Origin of the sequence: Paraburkholderia aspalathi, from assembly GCF_900116445.1 — a bacterium.
Lineage (GTDB): Bacteria > Pseudomonadota > Gammaproteobacteria > Burkholderiales > Burkholderiaceae > Paraburkholderia > Paraburkholderia aspalathi.
This window is the reverse complement of the sequence record NZ_FPBH01000003.1, coordinates 96,115-114,979: the sequence shown is the minus strand read 5'-3', so window position 1 is coordinate 114,979 and position 18,865 is coordinate 96,115. Positions and strand designations below refer to the sequence as shown.

At 64.6% G+C, this 18,865-nt stretch carries 12 protein-coding genes; 5 read left to right on the top strand and 7 right to left on the bottom strand.

From position 1 onward, the window contains the following. Nucleotides 1-16: 16 nt before the first annotated feature. The 4 genes from dapE to dapC all read right to left on the bottom strand — a co-directional run bounded on the left by dapE (nucleotide 17) and on the right by dapC (nucleotide 3,840). The gene (dapE, locus tag BM438_RS05630) at nucleotides 17-1,156 is read right to left on the bottom strand and encodes a succinyl-diaminopimelate desuccinylase (protein WP_093633345.1); all 1,140 of its coding nucleotides are present in this window, start codon (nucleotides 1,154-1,156) and stop codon (nucleotides 17-19) included. Nucleotides 1,157-1,346: 190 nt separating this feature from the next. Continuing rightward, on the bottom strand, nucleotides 1,347-1,712 hold the full coding sequence (locus tag BM438_RS05625; protein ID WP_093633344.1) for an ArsC family reductase: 366 nt from the start codon (nucleotides 1,710-1,712) through the stop codon (nucleotides 1,347-1,349). Further along, entirely contained in the window at nucleotides 1,712-2,539 is an 828-nt protein-coding gene (gene dapD, locus BM438_RS05620) for a 2,3,4,5-tetrahydropyridine-2,6-dicarboxylate N-succinyltransferase (RefSeq protein WP_054041009.1), read from the bottom strand. Before dapD ends, BM438_RS05625 begins: the two co-directional genes overlap by 1 nt. Nucleotides 2,540-2,622: 83 nt before the next feature. Further along, entirely contained in the window at nucleotides 2,623-3,840 is a 1,218-nt protein-coding gene (dapC, locus tag BM438_RS05615; protein WP_093633343.1) for a succinyldiaminopimelate transaminase, read from the bottom strand. 379 nt (nucleotides 3,841-4,219) lie between these two features. Between dapC and BM438_RS05610 the strand changes: the two genes are divergently transcribed. The 5 genes from BM438_RS05610 (at nucleotide 4,220) to def (ending at nucleotide 13,031) form a co-directional block, all read left to right on the top strand. Then, complete coding sequence (locus tag BM438_RS05610; protein ID WP_093633342.1) at nucleotides 4,220-5,230, top strand: DMT family transporter; 1,011 nt, start codon at nucleotides 4,220-4,222, stop codon at nucleotides 5,228-5,230. 149 nt (nucleotides 5,231-5,379) lie between these two features. Continuing rightward, nucleotides 5,380-8,898 (top strand): chromosome segregation protein SMC, encoded by a 3,519-nt coding sequence (smc, locus tag BM438_RS05605; protein ID WP_093633341.1) that lies wholly within the window; start codon nucleotides 5,380-5,382, stop codon nucleotides 8,896-8,898. Nucleotides 8,899-9,015: 117 nt separating this feature from the next. Continuing rightward, nucleotides 9,016-10,260, top strand: a complete 1,245-nt coding sequence (locus tag BM438_RS05600; protein ID WP_093633340.1) for a cell division protein ZipA C-terminal FtsZ-binding domain-containing protein — start codon at nucleotides 9,016-9,018, stop codon at nucleotides 10,258-10,260. 174 nt (nucleotides 10,261-10,434) lie between these two features. Next, a complete protein-coding gene (ligA, locus tag BM438_RS05595) occupies nucleotides 10,435-12,501 on the top strand; it encodes an NAD-dependent DNA ligase LigA (protein WP_093633339.1) in 2,067 nt (688 codons plus the stop codon). After that, nucleotides 12,498-13,031: a peptide deformylase gene (gene def / locus BM438_RS05590; protein ID WP_093633338.1), complete on the top strand. Its 534-nt coding sequence runs from the start codon at nucleotides 12,498-12,500 to the stop codon at nucleotides 13,029-13,031. The genes ligA and def overlap by 4 nt, the downstream gene beginning before the upstream one ends. Before the next feature lie 102 nt (nucleotides 13,032-13,133). Here the strand turns inward: def and BM438_RS05585 are convergent, their stop codons facing one another. The 3 genes from BM438_RS05585 to map are packed head-to-tail and all read right to left on the bottom strand — an operon-like array spanning nucleotide 13,134 to nucleotide 18,843. Further along, nucleotides 13,134-15,416 carry a pseudouridine synthase gene (locus tag BM438_RS05585; protein WP_093633337.1) on the bottom strand — a complete coding sequence of 761 codons (2,283 nt, stop codon included), beginning with the start codon at nucleotides 15,414-15,416 and terminating at the stop codon, nucleotides 13,134-13,136. Nucleotides 15,417-15,422: 6 nt separating this feature from the next. Continuing rightward, the gene (locus tag BM438_RS05580) at nucleotides 15,423-18,002 is read right to left on the bottom strand and encodes a [protein-PII] uridylyltransferase (RefSeq protein WP_093633336.1); all 2,580 of its coding nucleotides are present in this window, start codon (nucleotides 18,000-18,002) and stop codon (nucleotides 15,423-15,425) included. Nucleotides 18,003-18,033: 31 nt separating this feature from the next. Further along, a complete protein-coding gene (gene map / locus BM438_RS05575) occupies nucleotides 18,034-18,843 on the bottom strand; it encodes a type I methionyl aminopeptidase (protein WP_093633335.1) in 810 nt (269 codons plus the stop codon). Between the last annotated feature and the right edge of the window lie 22 nt (nucleotides 18,844-18,865).

Sequence of the window (18,865 nt, the reverse complement as noted above, 5' to 3'; positions counted from 1 at the left end):
CGCAGAAATTCCTTGGTCAGGCGATCAGTTGTTCGAGCACGCGGCGATACACGTTCTTCAGCGGCTCGATGTGTGCGACTTCGATGTGTTCGTCGATCTTATGGATGCTGGCGTTCAGCGGGCCGAATTCGATCACCTGCTCGCAGATGCGGGCGATGAAGCGGCCATCCGAGGTGCCGCCGGTGGTCGACAGTTCGGTCGTGACGCCGGTTTCGTCCTTGATCGCTTTAGCCAGCGCGTTCGACAGGTCGCCGCGCGGCGTGAGGAACGGCAGGCCGCTCACGGTCCATTGCAGGTCGTATTCGAGATTGTGTTTGTCGAGGATCGCATGGACGCGAGCCTGCAAGCTTTCCACTGTGCTCGCCGTCGAGAAGCGGAAGTTGAACATCACGCCCGCATGGCCCGGAATGACGTTGGTCGCGCCGGTGCCGCTATGGATGTTCGACACCTGCCAGGTGGTGGGCGGGAAGTACTCGTTGCCGTCGTCCCAGCGTTCGGCGACCAGCTCGGCCAACGCGGGCGCGAGCAGATGCACCGGATTTTTCGCCAGATGCGGATAGGCGATATGGCCTTGCACGCCCTTGACGATGAGCTTGCCCGACATGGAACCACGCCGGCCGTTCTTCACCATGTCGCCGAACTGCGCGCTCGAGGTCGGTTCGCCGACGATGCAGTAGTCCATGCGCTCGCCGCGTGCCTGCAGCGCCTCGACGACCTTGACGGTGCCGTCGGTGGCGGGGCCTTCTTCGTCGCTCGTGATCAGGAATGCGATCGAGCCGCGATGCGCGGGGTGCGCCGCGACGAACTCCTCGCTTGCCACCACGAAGCCGGCGATTGACGACTTCATGTCCGCCGCACCGCGGCCGTAGAGCTTGCCGTCACGATGGGTCGGCTCGAACGGCGCCGAGTGCCATTGTTCGAGCGGGCCGGTCGGCACGACGTCCGTGTGGCCGGCGAAGGCGAGCAGCTTGCCGCGCGTGCCGTCGACGCCGCGTTTGACGGCCCACAGGTTGGTTACGCCGTTCGATTCGATCGTCTCGTGCTCGAAGCCGAGCGCGGACAGGCGTTCGATCAGGAGGCGCTGGCAATGCTGGTCGTCGGGCGTGACAGACGCGCGCGCGATCAGTTGTTCGGTAAGGGCGAGGGTGCCGGACATGGATTCAGTACAAGCCACTTTGAAATGAAAAAATGCCGGCTGGCGGTGGGACACCGCAGCCGGCAACAGCTTTTAAGCAACGCGGCGAGGCCGCGTTTTACTACTCGTTGCACTCGAGCGAGGCGCTGAGCCTGGCGTTCAGTCCCGCGCGTCGAGTCACGCAAGCGGGACTGCGCGCTAACAATCAGCGTCAGGCAAACAGCGCCGTGTATTCGTCCGCGGAAAAACCGAGCGACTTGACCTTTCCGTTGACCACCAGCACCGGCCGCTTGATCACCGACGGCTTGTGAATCATCAACGCGATCGCGCCCGGCTGCGTTTCCGCCGCCGCCTTCATGTCGTCAGACAGGCCACGCCAGGTCGTGCCGCGACGGTTCAGCAATGCGTCGAGCTTGACGTCCTTCAGCCAGTCCTGAACCAGCGGCTCAGTCACGCCGTGCTTCTTGAAGTCGTGGAACTCGAACTCGACGCCGTGCTCTTCGAGCCACACACGAGCCTTCTTCACAGTGTCGCAGTTCGGGATGCCGTAGACGACGGTCTTGGTGCCGCGTGCCATCAGTCGCCTCGCAGCAGCTCGTTCAGGCCGACCTTCGCGCGCGTCTTGGCGTCGACCTTCTTGACGATTACGGCGCAGTAGAGGCTATGCGAGCCGTCCTTCGACGGCAGGTTGCCCGCCACCACCACCGAACCCGCCGGAATGCGGCCATACGTGACTTCGCCGGTTTCGCGGTCGTAAATCTTGGTGCTTTGGCCGAGGTACACGCCCATCGAAATCACCGAGTTTTCTTCGACGATCACGCCTTCCACCACCTCCGAACGCGCGCCGATGAAGCAGTTGTCTTCGATGATGACCGGGTTCGCCTGCAGCGGCTCCAGCACACCGCCGATGCCCACGCCACCCGACAGGTGGACGTTCTTGCCGATCTGCGCGCACGAACCGACAGTCGCCCACGTGTCCACCATCGTGCCTTCATCGACATAAGCGCCGATGTTGGTGTACGACGGCATCAGCACGACGTTCTTCGCGATGAACGAGCCGCGGCGCGCGATGGCGGGCGGCACCACGCGGAAGCCGCCGGCGGCGAAGTCTTCAGCGGTGTAGTTGGCGAACTTCGACGGCACCTTGTCGTAGAACTGTGAGTAGCCGCCAGCCGGCTGCACCACGTTGTCTTCCAGGCGGAACGACAGCAGCACGGCTTTCTTCAGCCATTGATTGACGACCCAGTCGCCGTCCTTCTTTTCGGCCACGCGCAGCGCGCCCTTGTCCAGTTGCTCGATGGCGTGGGCGACGGCTTCGCGCACCTCGGCCGGCGCGGCCTTCGGCGACAGGTCGGCGCGGTTTTCCCAGGCGGTATCAATGATCTGCTGAAGTTGTTGCGACATATGCGTGCTTTTCTGAAGAGTTGAAGTCTGAAGAAGGGAGTGCGGTGCGCGGGGTTGCCGAATATGAAAATTCGCGAAAAACCTCAACCCGCGAGCGCGCGGCAAAAATCGACGATCCGTTGTGCGCCCTGCGTGCATTCGTCGACATCGGCGACGAGCGCCATGCGCACGAAATTGCGGCCGGGGTTCACGCCATGCGCAGTGCGCGCGAGGAACGAGCCCGGCAGAACCGTCACATTATAGTCGGCGTAGAGGCGCTGGGCGAACTCGGTGTCCGTGAGGCCCGTGCGCGAGACGTCCGCCCACAGGTAGAACGCGGCGTCCGGCAGGCGCACGTCGAGCACCTCGGCGAGCATCGGCGTCACGGTGGAAAATTTCTGCACGTACTTCGCGCGGTTCTCGCGCACGTGCGTTTCGTCATTCCAGGCCGCGATGCTGGCACTCTGGAACACCGTGGACAAGGCCGTGCCGTGGTATGTCCGGTATAGCAGGAAGTCTTTCAGGATCGCCGCGTCGCCCGCCACGAAGCCCGAGCGCATGCCTGGCACATTCGAGCGCTTGGACAGGCTGGAGAGCATCACGAGGCGCTCGAAGCCGCGGCCGAGCTTGTGGGCCGCCTCCAGACCGCCGAGCGGCGGATTGGCTTCGTCGAAGTAGATTTCCGAGTAGCACTCGTCCGAGGCGATCACGAAGCCGTAACGGTCCGACAGGGCAAACAGCTCGCGCCAGTCGTCGAGTGTGAGCACGGCGCCCGTGGGATTGCCCGGCGAGCACACGTACAGCAGCTGCGTGCGCGCCCAGATGTCTGCTGGCACGGCTGAATAGTCGCAGGCGAAGTTGCGCGCCGGGTCGCTATTCACGAAGTACGGCTGCGCGCCGGCCAGAAGCGCGGCGCCTTCATAGATTTGGTAGAACGGGTTCGGACAGAGTACGATCGCAGGCTCGCCGTTCGCGTTGAGCTTGGGGTCGATAACCGTTTGTGCGAGCGCAAAAAGCGCCTCGCGCGAGCCCGCCACCGGCAGCACCTGGGTGGCCGGATCGACCGGCGGCAGGTTGTAGCGCTGGGTCGCCCATTTCGCGATCGATTCGCGCAGTGCAGGCGAACCGATGGTGGCCGGATACGCCGCCAGGCCGCCGAGCGAGGCGATCACCGCGTCGCGAATCAGCGCGGGCGTGGGATGTTTCGGTTCGCCGATGCCGAAGCTGATGTGCGCGAGGGCCGCTGGCGGCGTGATGTCCTTGAAAAGCGCACGCAGCTTTTCGAACGGATAGGGCTGAAGGGAGTCGAGTAGCGGGTTCACTGGGCGGATCGAGCCTGATCGAAGATGGGCGCAGAGGAATGCTGGCACGCATGCTGACCGGAAAACGCATGAAACACGCGAAAAGGGCGGCAGCGGCGGCGAGCGAATGATTATAGCGTGGCGGCGCGTACGGGAAATTCGTGGTGGCGCCCCGGGTGTAAGACGCGGCGCAACCCGCCAGGCGGCGCAGGCAATGCGACGCAGCGGGAACGACGCGAACCGCAGACGGTTCGCGCAAAAAAGAAGCGGGAGCAGCAATGTTTGTAGCAGCAATGGAGACATCCGCACGATTCGGACGAAGCGGGCGCAAGAACGCCGCCGTCTGTAAAGTCAGCAACATCGCCTGCAGGAGCAGCAACCGCCGCGGGGGCCTTGCATCATGAGCAACTGGCTTCGCACAGGCTGGCCCACGCTCGCGATCATGCTGGGCGCCTCGGTATGGGGGATGATCTGGTACCCGCTGCGCATGCTGAATGCGCTTGGCGTGACCGGCACGGCGGCAAGCGCACTGACGAGCGCCGCCGGTTGTCTGTTCGTTCTGCTGGTGCGCCATCGTGCGCTCAAGACAGTGCGCTGGCACTGGCTGCTACCGGCCCTTGCGCTGGCAGCCGGCGTAACCAATCTCGGTTTCGTGTGGGGCTCGATCCACGGCGAGGTGATGCGCGTCCTGCTGCTGTTCTATCTCACCCCCGCCTGGACCGCGCTCTTTGCGCACTTTATCCTGCACGAGCGCCTCACCTGGTCGGGCGCAGGCCTTGCCGCGCTGTCGCTGGCCGGCGCGATGACCATGCTGTGGTCGCCGCAACTGGGTGTCCCGGTGCCCGGCAATCTCGCCGAATGGGCGGGGCTCGCGGGCGGCATGGGTTTCGCGATGAGCAACGTCCTGATCCTCAAGACGAGCCGCGTGCTGCCTGAGATGAAGCCCGAAATGCGCACCGCGACGATCTTCGGCGGCGCGGCGATTTTCAGCGCCTGTGCGTCGCTGTTCGAGGCGATGCCGGCACCGCCAACCGGCGCGCATCTCGGCACGGCCGCGTTACTAGTGCTCGGCCTCGGTTTTCTGCTGGCGTCGAACAATATGCTCGTGCAGTACGGACTCGCGCGCGTGCCGGCCAATCGGGCCTCGATCATCATGCTGTTCGAGATCGTGGTGACGGCTTTGTCCGCATGGCTGTTCGCCGGCGAGTCGCCGGGCCCGCGCGAATGGGCAGGCGGCGCGTGCATCGTGCTGGCGTCGGCATTGTCCAGTTGGGTGCACCGGACCAAGGCTTTACCGCCCGATCCGGCCAATCAGGATGCGGGTCTTGATGTTGACCGAGACGCCGACCGCGACGCCGACCTCGGTGCGGACCGTAAGGACGCTAAGAACCGCTCCCGCGCGATGGTATGATTGCCCCTCATTAGCCGGCGCATGCTTCATCGCGTGCAGTTGGCGCCCGTGTCGCGGGGGTTCGCGGGCCGTTTCGCTGCATCGGCGAACGGCTGGCGCGGCCTTCACGAGCCACCTTTTATTTTCCCTTTTCAAACAGCGAAATCGCCGTGCGTCTGACCTCGATCAAACTCGCTGGCTTCAAGTCATTCGTCGATCCCACGCATTTCCAGGTCCCGGGCCAGCTTGTCGGCGTGGTCGGACCCAATGGGTGCGGCAAGTCCAACATCATCGACGCCGTGCGCTGGGTGCTCGGCGAATCGCGCGCTTCCGAGCTGCGCGGCGAGTCGATGCAGGACGTGATCTTCAATGGCTCGACCGCGCGCAAGCCGGGTAGCCGCGCCAGCGTCGAACTCGTGTTCGACAACGCCGACGGCCGCGCCGCCGGGCAGTGGGGGCAGTATGCCGAAATCGCCGTCAAGCGCGTGCTGACGCGCGACGGCACCTCGAGCTACTACATCAACAACCTGCCGGCGCGCCGCCGCGATATTCAGGACATCTTCCTCGGCACCGGCCTCGGGCCGCGTGCGTACGCGATCATCGGGCAGGGCATGATCGCGCGCCTGATCGAGGCGAAGCCGGAAGAGCTGCGCGTGTTCCTCGAAGAAGCCGCGGGCGTGTCGAAGTACAAGGAACGCCGCCGCGAGACGGAGAACCGTCTGCACGACACGCGCGAGAATCTGATCCGCGTCGAAGACATCGTCCGCGAACTCAGTGCCAACCTCGAGAAGCTCGAGGCGCAGGCAATCGTCGCGACCAAGTACAAGGATTTGCAGGCCGACGGCGAAGAGAAGCAGCGTCTGTTGTGGCTGCTGCGCAAGAACGAAGCCGGCGGCGAGCAGGAACGCCAGCAACGCGCGATCGAACAGGCGCAGATCGACCTCGAAGCGCAAACCGCGAAGCTGCGTGAAGTCGAAGCGCAACTCGAAACGCTGCGTGTGGCGCATTACTCCGCCAGCGACGCGATGCAGGGCGCGCAAGGCGCGTTGTACGAGGCGAATGCCGAAGTCAGCCGCCTCGAGGCCGAGATCAAGTTCATTGTCGAGTCGCGTAACCGCACACAGGCGCAGATTGCCGCGTTGACCGCGCAGCGCGAGCAGTGGCAGTCGCAGGCGCAGAAGGCGCAAGACGATCTTGCAGACGCTGAGGAACAACTGGCCGTCGCCGACGAAAAGGCCGCGCTGGCCGAAGACGAGGCCGCCGCCAAGCATGATGCGATGCCCGCGCTCGAAGCGCGCTGGCGCGATGCGCAGACCGAACTGAACGCCGAGCGCGGCGGTATCGCGCAGACCGAACAGGCACTCAAGCTCGAAGCGGCGCATCAGCGTAATGCCGATCAGCAATTGCAGCAGTTGCAGCAGCGTCACGAACGGCTGAAGTCGGAAGCGGGCGGTCTGGATGCCCCTGACGAAGCGCAGCTCGAAGACATGCGCGCGCAGCTCGCCGAGCACGAAGAAATCCTGCACGACGCGCAGGCCCGTCTTGCCGACGCGCAGGAAACGCTGCCGCGTCTCGACGGCGAAAGGCGCGCTGCGCAGGAACGCGTGCAGTCGGAAAGCGCACAGATTCATCAGCTCGACGCACGCCTTGCCGCGCTCAAGCAACTGCAGGAAAACGTCCAGACCGAAGGCAAGATCCAGCCGTGGCTCGAAAAGCACGAGCTGAGCGGCTTGCCGCGTCTGTGGAAGAAGCTGCACGTCGAAGCCGGTTGGGAAGCCGCGCTCGAAGCGGTGCTGCGTGAGCGGCTCGCCGCCCTCGAAGTGTCGAACCTCGACTGGGTCAAGGCGTTCGCCACCGACGCGCCGCCCGCCAAGCTCGCGTTCTACGCGCCGCCCGCAGCCGGTCAGCCGGCTGCTGCGCCGGCGGGTCTGCGTCCGTTGCTGTCGCTGGTCCGTATCGACGACGCAGGCATTCGCGCCGTGCTGAATGACTGGCTTGGCCTCGCCTTCGTTGCTGACGATCTGCAACAGGCGCTCGCCATGCGCGCGCAATTGCCGGAAGGCGGCTCGTTCGTCGTCAAGGCCGGCCATGTAGTGACGCGCGTCGGCGTCCAACTGTATGCCGCCGATTCCGAACAGGCCGGCATGCTGGCCCGCCAGCAGGAAATCGAAAACCTGGGCCGTCAGGTGCGCGCGCAGGCTTTGCTCGCCGATGAGGCGAAGGCCGCCGCAATCCGCGCTGAAGCCGCACACACGCAAGCCGCGCAAGCGTTGACCGATGTGCGTCAACAGTCGGAGCGCGCAACCCAACGCGTGCACGCCTTGCAGATGGACGTGCTCAAGCTTGCGCAAGCGCATGAGCGTTACACGCAGCGCAGCACGCAAATCCGCGAAGAGCTCGAAGAAATCACCGCGCAGATCGAAGAGCAGCGCGCTTTGCGTGGCGAATCGGAAGCGAACTTCGAGCGTCACGATTCCGAACTCGCCGAATTGCAGGCGCGTTTCGAAGATCACCAGATGGCCTTCGAAGCGCTCGACGAATCGCTTACCGCCGCGCGCGCCCAATCGCGCGATCTCGATCGGGCCGCCACCGACGCGCGCTTCGCGGCGCGCAACATGGCGAACCGCATCGACGAATTGAAGCGCAGCATTCAGGTCTCGCACGAGCAGAGTGAGCGCGTCGCTGCGTCGCTGGAAGATGCGCGCGCCGAACTGGAAACGATCAACGAGCAAACCGCGCATACCGGTTTGCAGGACGCGCTCGATATCCGCGCGGTCAAGGAAGAAGCGCTGCACGCCACGCGTCTGGAGCTGGACGACCTGACGGCCAAGCTGCGTGCCGCCGACGAAACCCGTCTGAGCGCCGAGCGTGCGCTACAACCGCTGCGTGACCGCATCAACGAATTGCAGTTGAAGGAACAGGCCGCGCGCCTGAACGGCGAGCAGTTCATCGAGCAACTGGCGGCAGCCGGCGTCGATGAAGCGGAGTTGCAGGCCAAGCTCACGCCGGACATGAAGCCGTCCTACCTGCAAGGCGAAGTTACGCGGATCAACAACGCCATCACGGCGCTCGGTCCGGTCAACATGGCTGCGCTCGACGAACTGAAGGCCGCAACCGAGCGCAAGACGTTCCTCGATTCGCAGTCGGCCGACCTGAACAACGCGATCGAAACGCTCGAAGACGCGATCCGCAAGATCGACGGCGAAACGCGCACGTTGCTGCAAGGCACATTCGACGAAGTGAACCGTCATTTCGGCGAGCTGTTCCCGCGTCTCTTCGGCGGTGGCCAGGCCAAGCTGATCATGACCGGTGACGAGATTCTCGACGCCGGCGTGCAGGTGATGGCGCAGCCGCCGGGCAAGAAGAATTCGACGATTCACCTGCTGTCAGGCGGCGAGAAGGCCCTGACCGCTACCGCACTGGTGTTCGCGATGTTCCAGCTGAATCCCGCGCCGTTCTGTCTGCTCGACGAAGTGGACGCGCCGCTCGACGACGCCAACACCGAACGCTTCGCGAACCTCGTGCGCGCAATGTCGGACAAGACGCAGTTCCTGTTCATTTCGCACAACAAGATCGCGATGGAAATGGCGCAGCAACTGATCGGCGTGACCATGCAGGAACAGGGCGTATCGCGGATCGTCGCGGTCGACATGGAAACGGCGGCTGGTTTCGCCCAGAATATCGTTTAAGTTTTCGTTTAGGTTGATCATCGCGGGCGCCCGCGTTCAGCGCTGCGGCCATCGGCCGCGCGACACGTGGGGCGGGCGCAAAGCCGCGCAGACAGAAGAATTGCTGATGGAGCATGCATGGACGAGTTGACACTCGGTTTGATCGGCGCGGGTGCCGTGGTGGTCGGGGGCGTGGTCGTGTACAACGCATGGCAAGGCGCGAAGGTGCGCCGCAAGATGCCGCGTCCAATGCCGGCCGATACCGCCGAAAGTTTCGCGCGGGACGATCAGGAGGAGCAGAGCCCGTTTATCGAACCGGCCCGGCCGATCACGCGGCGCGAGCCGGTAGTGGGTTCGGAGCAGGCGGCGGAAACCTCGGCGGCGCGCGTCGAACCGACTTTTGGCGCGACCGCCCCGCCGCTCGATACGCCGGCCGATATTCAGGCCGAGACGACTACGCCGAATGGCTATCCAGAAGCGGAAGGCATTGCTGAAGCCGAAAGCGGCCATGCCGCGACGGCCGATGAGCCGATCCTGCCCGCTGCCACGACGATTTCGTCGGCGCCGCCGGCTATCGTCGATCGCCGCATCGACTGCATCGTGCCGATTCGTTTGAACGGCCCGGTGGCCGGCGACAAGGTGATTCCGCTCGCGCAGCGTCTGCGCCGCGCCGGCAGCAAGCCGGTGCATATCGAAGGCAAGCTCGAAGGCGGCGCGTGGGAATTGCTGCAGAACGGCGCGCGCTATGAAGAGCTCCGCGCGGCCGCGCAACTGGCCAATCGGAGTGGCGCGCTCAACGAACTGGAGTTCTCCGAGTTCGTGACCGGCGTGCAGCAGTTTGCCGACGCGCTCGATGCGTCGCCGGAATTTCCCGACATGCTCGAAACGGTCGCGATGGCGCGCGAGCTCGACGGCTTCGCCGCGCAGTGCGATGCGCAGCTGTCGATCAACGTGCTCTCCGACGGCGCGCCGTGGTCGGCCAATTATGTCCAGGCCGTCGCGTCGCAAGACGGCTTGCTGCTCTCGCGCGACGGCACGCGCTTCGTCAAGCTCGACGCGAAGCAGAGCCCGGTCTTCATGCTGCAATTCGGCGACACCAATTTCCTGCGCGACGACCTGACCTACAAGGGCGGCCAGATGATCACGCTGGTGCTGGATGTGCCGGTCGCGGACGAAGACATCCTGCCGTTCCGCCTGATGTGCGACTACGCGAAATCGTTGGCTGAGCGTATTGGCGGCCGGGTGGTCGACGACGGACGCCGGCCGCTGCCGGAAACCGCGCTGCTGGCGATCGAAAAGCAGTTGATGACGCTTTACGCGAAGCTCGAACAGGCGGGTATTCCGGCGGGTTCGCCGGCCACGCGACGTCTGTTCAGCCAGTAAGGGCTTCGCAATCGCGCAGTATTCGACGGCCGCACAGTGTGCGGCCGTTGGCGTTTGGGGCGGCGTCTGGGGCGGAATAACGAACGCACGAAACTGGCCGTTCGGCCGATGTAAAGGGGCACGCTTCCTGCGATAATCCAATGTCTGAATTCCTTTAAAGAAGCTTCCGACAGCATGGCCCGAACCCCCGCCTCCAACCCTGCAACCAGCACGCCCGCCGAACGGGCCACGTGGCTGCGCGCGGAACTCGAACGCGCCAATTACGCGTACTACGTGCTAGACCAGCCCGACCTGCCGGACGCGGAGTACGACAAGCTGTTCAAGGAACTGGAGCGAATCGAGGCGGAGCATCCGGACCTGATCGTGCCGGATTCACCCACTCAGCGCGTGGGCGGCGAGGCGTCGAGCGGCTTCGAGCCGGTCGTGCACGATCAGCCCATGCTCTCGCTGAACAATGGTTTTGCCGACGAAGATATCGTCGCGTTCGACAAGCGCGTCGGAGACGCGCTCGGCAAGAACGCGAGCGAACCGCCTGTGCCGGTGGATTACGCTGCTGAACTGAAGTTCGACGGCCTTGCCATCTCGCTGCGTTACGTCGACGGCACCTTCGTCCAGGCGTCCACGCGCGGCGACGGCGCCACGGGCGAGAACGTCACCGAAAACGTCCGCACGATCCGTTCCATTCCGCTCAAGCTCAAGGGCAAGCGCGTGCCGCAGGTGCTCGATGTGCGCGGGGAAGTGCTCATGTTCAAGCGCGATTTTGAGCGCCTGAACGAGCGCCAGCGGGCCGCTGAGCAGAAGGAGTTCGCTAATCCGCGTAACGCTGCGGCGGGCAGTTTGCGGCAGCTCGATTCGAAGATCACTGCGCAACGGCCGCTGTCGTTCTTCGCTTATGGAATCGGTGTGGTCGAAGGCATTGAAATGCCGGCCACGCATAGCGAACTGCTGGACTGGTACAAGGAACTCGGCTTGCCGGTGAATGGCGAGCGCGCGGTGGTGCAGGGCGCCGAAGGCTTGCTGGGGTTCTTTCACGCGGTGGGCGAAAAGCGCGATACGCTGCCTTACGATATCGACGGCGTCGTCTACAAGGTCAACCGGCGCGATGAGCAGGACGCGCTCGGCTTTGTCTCGCGCGCGCCGCGTTTCGCTCTGGCGCACAAATTCCCGGCGCAGGAAGCGCTGACCAAACTCCTGGCCATCGACGTTCAGGTGGGCCGCACCGGTGCGATTACGCCGGTTGCGCGGCTGGAGCCGGTGTTCGTCGGCGGCGCCACGGTCACGAACGCAACGTTGCACAACGAAGACGAAGTGCGCCGCAAGGATATTCGCATCGGCGACACGGTGATCGTGCGGCGCGCGGGCGACGTGATTCCCGAAGTGGTGAGCGCGTTGCTCGACCGCCGCCCGGACGACGCCCGCGAGTTTGTCATGCCCACGCAGTGCCCGGTGTGCGGCTCGAGCATCGAACGCCTGCCGGACGAGGCGATTGCGCGCTGCACGGGTGGCCTGTTCTGCCCGGCGCAGCGCAAGCAGGCGCTGTGGCACTTCGCGCAGCGGCGAGCGCTGGATATCGACGGGCTCGGCGAAAAGATCATCGATCAGCTCGTCGAGCAGAATCTGGTGCGCACGCCGGCCGATCTGTTCAACGTCGGCTTTGCGACACTCGCTGAACTCGATCGCTTCGCTGAAAAGTCCGCGCAGAATCTGCTCGACTCGCTGGAAAAAGCCAAGCACACCACGCTGGCGCGCTTTATTTACGCGCTCGGTATCCGGCATGTGGGTGAATCGACAGCGAAAGATCTCGCCAAGCATTTCGGCTCGCTGAATCCGATCATGGACGCCTCGGTCGAAGAATTGCTGGAGGTGAACGACGTGGGCCCTGTGGTGGCCGAGTCGCTTCATCAGTTTTTTGCCGAAGAACACAACCGCACGGTGATCGAGCAACTCCGCGCACCGGGCAAGGTCACCTGGCCGGAAGGACCGCCCGCACCAAAGGCGCCGCAAGGCGTGCTGGCCGGCAAGACGGTCGTCCTGACCGGCACCTTGCCGACGCTCGCCCGTGAAGAGGCGAAAGAAATGCTCGAAGCGGCCGGTGCGAAAGTGGCCGGTTCGGTGTCGAAGAAAACGGACTACGTGGTGGCGGGGGCCGAAGCGGGCAGCAAGTTGGCGAAAGCCGAGGAACTCGGCGTTCCCGTACTCGACGAAGATGGTATGCGTAAGCTCCTGGAGGGGCAGTTATGATCCGCGAAATTCTCAAGATGGGCGATCCGCGCCTTTTGCAAATTGCCGACCCGGTCGACCACTTCGACACCCCCGAGTTGCATGAACTCATCAAAGACATGTTCGAGACCATGCACGACGCGAACGGCGCGGGGCTCGCCGCGCCGCAGATCGGCGTCAATCTGCAGGTGGTGATCTTTGGTTTTGGGCACAACGAACGCTATCCGGATGCGCCGCCGGTGCCGGAGACGGTGCTGATCAACCCGACCATCACGCCGGTGTCGCAGGATATGGAAGAGGGCTGGGAAGGTTGCCTGTCCGTGCCGGGCCTGCGCGGCGCCGTGAGCCGGTTTTCGATGATCAAGTACCACGGCTTCGATCAATACGGCAAGCCGATCGACCGCGTCGCCGAGGGCTTTCACGCGCGTGTCGTGCAGCATGAGTGCGATCACCTGATCGGCAAGCTATACCCCATGCGGATCAACGATTTCGCGAAGTTCGGTTTCACGGAAGTTCTGTTTCCGGATATGGATCCGAATAGCGACGACTGAGGCTGCCGTGTTCTGCGCGCGTGCGTTGCAGGCATAAAAAAACCCACGTTTTCACGTGGGTTTTTTGTTGGGCGAACGTATCTGAGCGTCAAGCTCCCCGCATCAGAACGACTCGTCCGCCGACAGATAGCGCCATTGACCCGGCGGCAGTGCGCCCAGCATGACCTGACCCATCCGCACGCGCTTCAGGCCGATTACTTCGAGGCCGACCAGCTCGCACATCCGGCGGATCTGGCGTTTCTTGCCTTCGCGCAGCACGAAGCGCAGTTGCTCGCCGTTTTGCCAATTGACCTGGGCGGGTTTCAGCGGCACGTCGTCGAGCGAGAGGCCGTGGCACAGGAGCGCGAGGCTTTCCGGCGGGAAGTGGCTTTCGACGTCGGTGGTGTGCTCGCCGAACGACACGCGCACCAGATACTCCTTGTCGATCTCCGAATGGCCGCCAATCAGCTGCTTGGCAATGCGGCCGTCCTGAGTCAACACCAGTAAGCCCGTCGAATCGATGTCGAGGCGGCCTGCCGGCGCGAGTTGGCGCAGATGCGAGACCGAGAAGCGGATGTCGGAAGTGTCGCCATCCCAGCGATTTTCCGGCGTGACCAGCGTGATCGCCGGTTGATAGCCGTCTTCCGCCTGGCCCGATACGAGGCCCACGGGCTTGTGGATCAAGACCGTCACCTGGCTCGCTTGCGCGGCTTCGGCGGCGGGGTCGATCTCGATGCGTTGATCCGGGCGAACCTTGGTGCCGAGCGTGTCGATCCGCTCGCCGTCGACCAGCACCCAGCCTTTTTCGATCCACTCGTCGGCTTCGCGGCGCGAGCACAGGCCGAGTTCCGACATCAGCTTGGACAGGCGCAGCGTGCCCGGTGCGTCTTCGTAATCACGGCGCGGCGTGCGCGGAGCGGCATCGGCGTCATCGTTGCGTTCGGCTCTGGCTGCGGGAGCTGGGCCACGCGGCTTGTCGGCACGGGCGGGGCGGTTGTCGTCGCCAAAGCGGCGGCCGGCGGCCGGCAGCGCCTTGTCGAAGCTGCGAGCAGGGCGCTCGCCCCGCTCGCTACGTTCGTTACGTTCGCCGGCACGCGGCGGACGATCGCCGAATTCACGTTTGGCTGGGGCGCGTTCGCCGCGGTCGTCGCGCGGTGCGCGTGCCGGACGGTCCGTGCGGTCACTGTAGCCGCTCTTGACGGGCTTCGCGAAAGTGCGCTCGCCACGCTCGGAGGAACCACGCTCGCCGTCAAAACGGCGCGGTGCTGCGCTGTCGCTGCGCGGGCCGCGCTCGCCGGTACGGCGCTCCTGCGGGGCGCCGCGGTCGCTGCCGAAGCGGGGCCGATCCGAGGCGTCATGCGCCGGACGCTCGCCACGCGGTCCACCTTCCGACTGACGGCCTGCACCCGGGCGCGGACCGCTGAACGGGCGGCGTTCGCCGTCGTCGCGGCGCGGGGCGCGGTTGCCTTCGAAACTGCGGGGTGTGCGCTCGCCGCGCTCGCTGGCACCTTCGAACCGGCGCGGAGCGCCTTGGCTGCGTTCACCGTCAGCGCGACGCGGGGCGCGTTCAGTGCGATCACCACCGCCTTCAAACCTGCGAGGTGCACGTTCACCAACGTCACGACGCGGAGCACGGTCGCTGCTGCCCTCAAACCGACGCGGAGCACCTTGGCTGCGTTCACCGTCAGCGCGGCGCGGAGCACGTTCGCTGCGATCGCCGCCACCTTCAAACTTACGGGGCGCACGCTCGCCATCGTCTCGACGCGGCGCACGGTCGTTGCCCTCAAACCGGCGCGGAGCACCTTGAGGGCGTTCACCGTCAGCACGGCGCGGAGCGCGTTCGCTACGATCACCGCCACCTTCAAACTTACGGGGCGCACGAGCGCCCTCATCCCGACGCGGCGCACGATCGCCGCCACCTTCAAATCGACGCGGAGCGCCCTGGCTACGTTCGCCGTCAGCACGGCGCGGCGCACGTTCGCTACGATCGCCACCACCTTCAAACCGGCGCGGCGCACGCTCACCATCGTCCCGACGCGGCGCACGATCGCCGCCGCCCTCGAAACGGCGCGGCGCACCGCCGGCCCCTTCGCGCCGCGGCGGACGATCCGACGGCGCCCGGCGCGCAGCGCCGGCACCACCCGCATCCCGCTCACGGGAAAACGATCCTTCAGCCCGTGGCGCACGCGCCCCGGCGCCTGCCGGCTTGCCTGCACCCGCCGGCCGCTTGCCGCCACCCGCTGCGCCAGCGCCTTCGCCCCGCGCCCCGTTAAACCCGGCCGTCGGCGTAGACGGCCGTGGCCCGGTCGGACGCGTCGGCTTACGCGCCGAATTGCTTCCGGTACGGACAGGGGCGCGTTCGGACGAAGCCGGCCGCGGGTGCTTGGCTGTTAATTTGACTCGCATGAAATCTCACACTGCAATCGCGCGCAGCAGTTCGGTCTCGACCTGAATTTGCAGGCGGTTGTCCGACAGACCGTGTCCATCCAGCAGGAACACGTCTTCGACACGTTCGCCGAGCGTATTGATCCGCGCCGACGCGACGCCGACCCGGTGCTCGGCCAGCACGCGCGCGATTGAATAAAGAAGGCCTGGCCGGTCGTTCGCAGACACGGACAGGATGTAATATTGGCCGCGCTCGTCGGCCCGAAGATCGACGCGCGGCGTCACAGGGAAGGTCCGCGACAGCCGTGACAACCGGCCTTTCGACGGTCCCGGAAGCAGGGTGCCGTCACCGGCGAGGCGTGCGGTCAGTTCCTGTTCGACCAGATTGGCAATATCGCGATAATGCACGTCTTCTTCGGTATGCGCGACGAGGAAATTATCGAGCGCGTACCCGTGGCGGGTCGTGCTGACCCGCGCATCGAGCACCGACAAGCCATTGCGGTCGAAATACGCACAAATGCCGGCGAACAGATCGGGCTGGTCTTTCACATACACCAGCACCTGAAGCGCTTCGCCGATCGGCGAAGGACGCGCCCGTACGATCGGCGTCGCGGTTTCGACGTGCCGGTACAGCACACGGGTCTGCCACGCGATATCCGCGGCGTCGTGGCGCAGGAAGTAGCCGATATCCAGCTTGTCCCACAGCGCCTTTTGCGCGCCTTCCGGCACGGTTTCGAGGCGCAGCAGGGCAAGCGCTTCTTCCTGGCGCGATTTCAGTTCCGAATGCGCGTCAGGCCGTGCGCCGCCGAGCACCGCCAACGTTGCGCGGTAGAGGTCCTCGAGCAGCTTGCCTTTCCACGTGTTCCAGACTTTCGGGCTGGTGCCGCGAATGTCGGCCACGGTCAGCAGGTAAAGCGCGGTGAGCCAGCGCTCGTTGCCGACCAGTTCGGCAAAGCGCTTGATGACTTCGGGGTCGCTCGTATCCTGCTTCTGCGCGACCTGGCTCATGGTCAGATGCTGCTGCACCAGCCAGACGACCAGTTCGCCGTCCTCGCCTTCGATGCCATGGTTGCGGCAGAAGCGCCGCGCGTCGGCCATCCCGAGCGTGGAATGGTCGCCGCCGCGGCCCTTGGCGATGTCGTGAAACAGCGCCGCCACGTACAACACCCACGGCCGGTCGAAATTGGCGATCAACTGGCTGCAGAACGGATATTCGTGCGCGTGCTCGGCGACCGCGAAGCGGCGCAGATTACGCAGCACCATGAGGATGTGCTGATCGACCGTATAGACGTGATACAGATCGTGCTGCATCTGCCCGACGATGCGCCGGAAGTTCAGCAGATAGCGCCCGAGCACGCTGGTCTGGTTCATCAGTCGCAGCGCGTGCGTGATGCCGGCGGGCTGCTTCAGGATGTCCATGAACAGGCGACCGTTTTCCGGATCGCGCCGCCAATGCTGGTCCATCACGTCGCGGGCGTTGTAGATTGCGCGCAGCGTGCGCGCCGACAAACCCTTCACGCCCGGCGTCTGTTCGTAGAGCAGAAAAGCTTCGAGGATCGCGTTCGGCTCGCGCTGGAAGACGTCGTCGCTGGCGATTTCCAGCATGCCTTGTTTCTCGACGAAACGGTCCGAGAGCACGCGCGTGATGCCGCTCGTGTTCGGGAAGAGCTGCGCTTCGATGTTCTGGATCAGGATCGTGGCCAGCTGCGTAACGGCTTTGGCGGACCAGTAATAGCGGCGCATCAGCTGTTCGCTGGCGCGCTTGGTCGCCGTTGGCTTATAGCCGAAGCTTTCGGCCACCGGCGTTTGCAGGTCGAACACCAGAATGTCCTGACGACGGCCGGCGATCACATGCAAGCGGGCGCGCAGCGTTTTCAGGAAGCCTTCGTTGCGGCGCAGTTCGCGCGCTTCTCGCTCGGTGATCAGGCCGCGTGCTTCGAGCTCGCGCCAGCTGCTGCCGAAGCCAGCTGCCTGGGTAATCCACAGAATCAGCTGCAGATCGCGCAGGCCGCCCGGGCTTTCCTTGATGTTCGGCTCGAGCGCATACGGCGTGTCCTGAAATTTGGCGTGCCGCTGACGCATTTCCAGCACTTTGGCCTGGAAGAACGCGCGCGGGTCGAGCGTTTCGCGGTAGCGCTTCGCAAAGTCGTCGAAAAGCAGGGTGCTGCCTGTAATGCGCCGAGCTTCGAGCAGCGAGGTGCGCACGGTGACGTCGTTCGCGGCTTCTTCGACACACTGCACCACGCTGCGCACACTGCTGCCGAGTTCGAGCCCCAAATCCCACGCGAGGCTGATAAAACGCTCGATGCGTGCTTCCAGATGCGCGATCGGCGCGTCGGGCAGCAAGACGAGAATGTCGATGTCAGAATGCGGCGCGAGTTCGCCCCGCCCATAGCCGCCGACCGCGAGCAGGGCCAACTCGGGCGGCAACTCGCAGGTATTCCAGGCGGCGCGCAGCGACTCGTCCGTGGCGCGCGCCAGGGCGGCCATCAGCGAGTCGACGTTGGAGGCTGTCTTGAAGCGTTCCAGCAACTGGGCTTTGGCCACTTTGTAGTCCGCCTTGAGCGACGTGGCATGGGATTGGGCGACGGCTGGAACACTACTCATTGGCAGGCGGGCGGGTGGGGGCGGAAGTCGTTCAGGCCGTGGCTGCGACAACCGGCGGACGCGAGGGCGTGCCAGCCGAGACAGTCAGCACGTCGTAACCGGTTTCGGTGACGAGCACGGTGTGTTCCCACTGTGCCGACAGGCTGCGGTCCTTGGTTTTGACGGTCCACTGATCCGGCATGGTGCGGATATCGCGCCGACCGGCGTTGATCATCGGTTCGATCGTAAAGATCATGCCGGTTTGCAGCTCGAGCCCGGTGCCGGGACGGCCGTAGTGCAGAATCTGCGGGTCTTCGTGAAACACCGTGCCGATGCCATGGCCGCAATATTCGCGCACCACGCTGTAGCCTTGCGCTTCGGCATGCTTCTGGATGGCGTAGCCGATGTCGCCGAGATGGGCGCCTGGGCGCACCTGATCGATGCCGAGCCACATGCATTCGAAGGTGGTTTGCACGAGGCGCCTCGCCATGATCGAGCCTTCGCCGACGATAAACATCCGGCTGGTGTCGCCGAAATAGCCTTCCTTGATCACCGTGACGTCGATATTCAGGGCGTCGCCGTTCTTCACCGTCTTGTCGCCCGGAATACCGTGGCAGATCACGTCGTTGACCGAAATGCAGGTGGCTTTCGGGTAAGGCGGGTAGCCGGGCGGCTGATAATTCAGCGGCGCCGGAACCGTGCCTTGCACCTGGAGCATGTATTCGTGACATAGCCGGTCGAGTTCGCCGGTCGTGATGCCGGCCGTGACGAACGGCGTGATGTAGTCGAGCACTTCGCTAGCGAGCTTGCAGGCGACGCGCATCTGCGCGATATCGTGTTCGTTTTTGAGCGTAATAGCCATGAGTCGGGCCTGAAATGCGATT

What these genes read in the sequence shown, in the direction of transcription:
- dapE (WP_093633345.1), bottom strand. Translation starts at nt 1,156, where the DNA reads ATGTCCGGCACCCTCGCCCTTACCGAACAACTGATCGCGCGCGCGTCT.
- BM438_RS05625 (WP_093633344.1), bottom strand. Translation starts at nt 1,712, where the DNA reads ATGGCACGCGGCACCAAGACCGTCGTCTACGGCATCCCGAACTGCGAC.
- dapD (WP_054041009.1), bottom strand. Translation starts at nt 2,539, where the DNA reads ATGTCGCAACAACTTCAGCAGATCATTGATACCGCCTGGGAAAACCGC.
- BM438_RS05610 (WP_093633342.1), top strand. Translation starts at nt 4,220, where the DNA reads ATGAGCAACTGGCTTCGCACAGGCTGGCCCACGCTCGCGATCATGCTG.
- BM438_RS05600 (WP_093633340.1), top strand. Translation starts at nt 9,016, where the DNA reads ATGGACGAGTTGACACTCGGTTTGATCGGCGCGGGTGCCGTGGTGGTC.
- ligA (WP_093633339.1), top strand. Translation starts at nt 10,435, where the DNA reads ATGGCCCGAACCCCCGCCTCCAACCCTGCAACCAGCACGCCCGCCGAA.
- def (WP_093633338.1), top strand. Translation starts at nt 12,498, where the DNA reads ATGATCCGCGAAATTCTCAAGATGGGCGATCCGCGCCTTTTGCAAATT.
- BM438_RS05585 (WP_093633337.1), bottom strand. Translation starts at nt 15,416, where the DNA reads ATGCGAGTCAAATTAACAGCCAAGCACCCGCGGCCGGCTTCGTCCGAA.
- BM438_RS05580 (WP_093633336.1), bottom strand. Translation starts at nt 18,002, where the DNA reads ATGAGTAGTGTTCCAGCCGTCGCCCAATCCCATGCCACGTCGCTCAAG.
- map (WP_093633335.1), bottom strand. Translation starts at nt 18,843, where the DNA reads ATGGCTATTACGCTCAAAAACGAACACGATATCGCGCAGATGCGCGTC.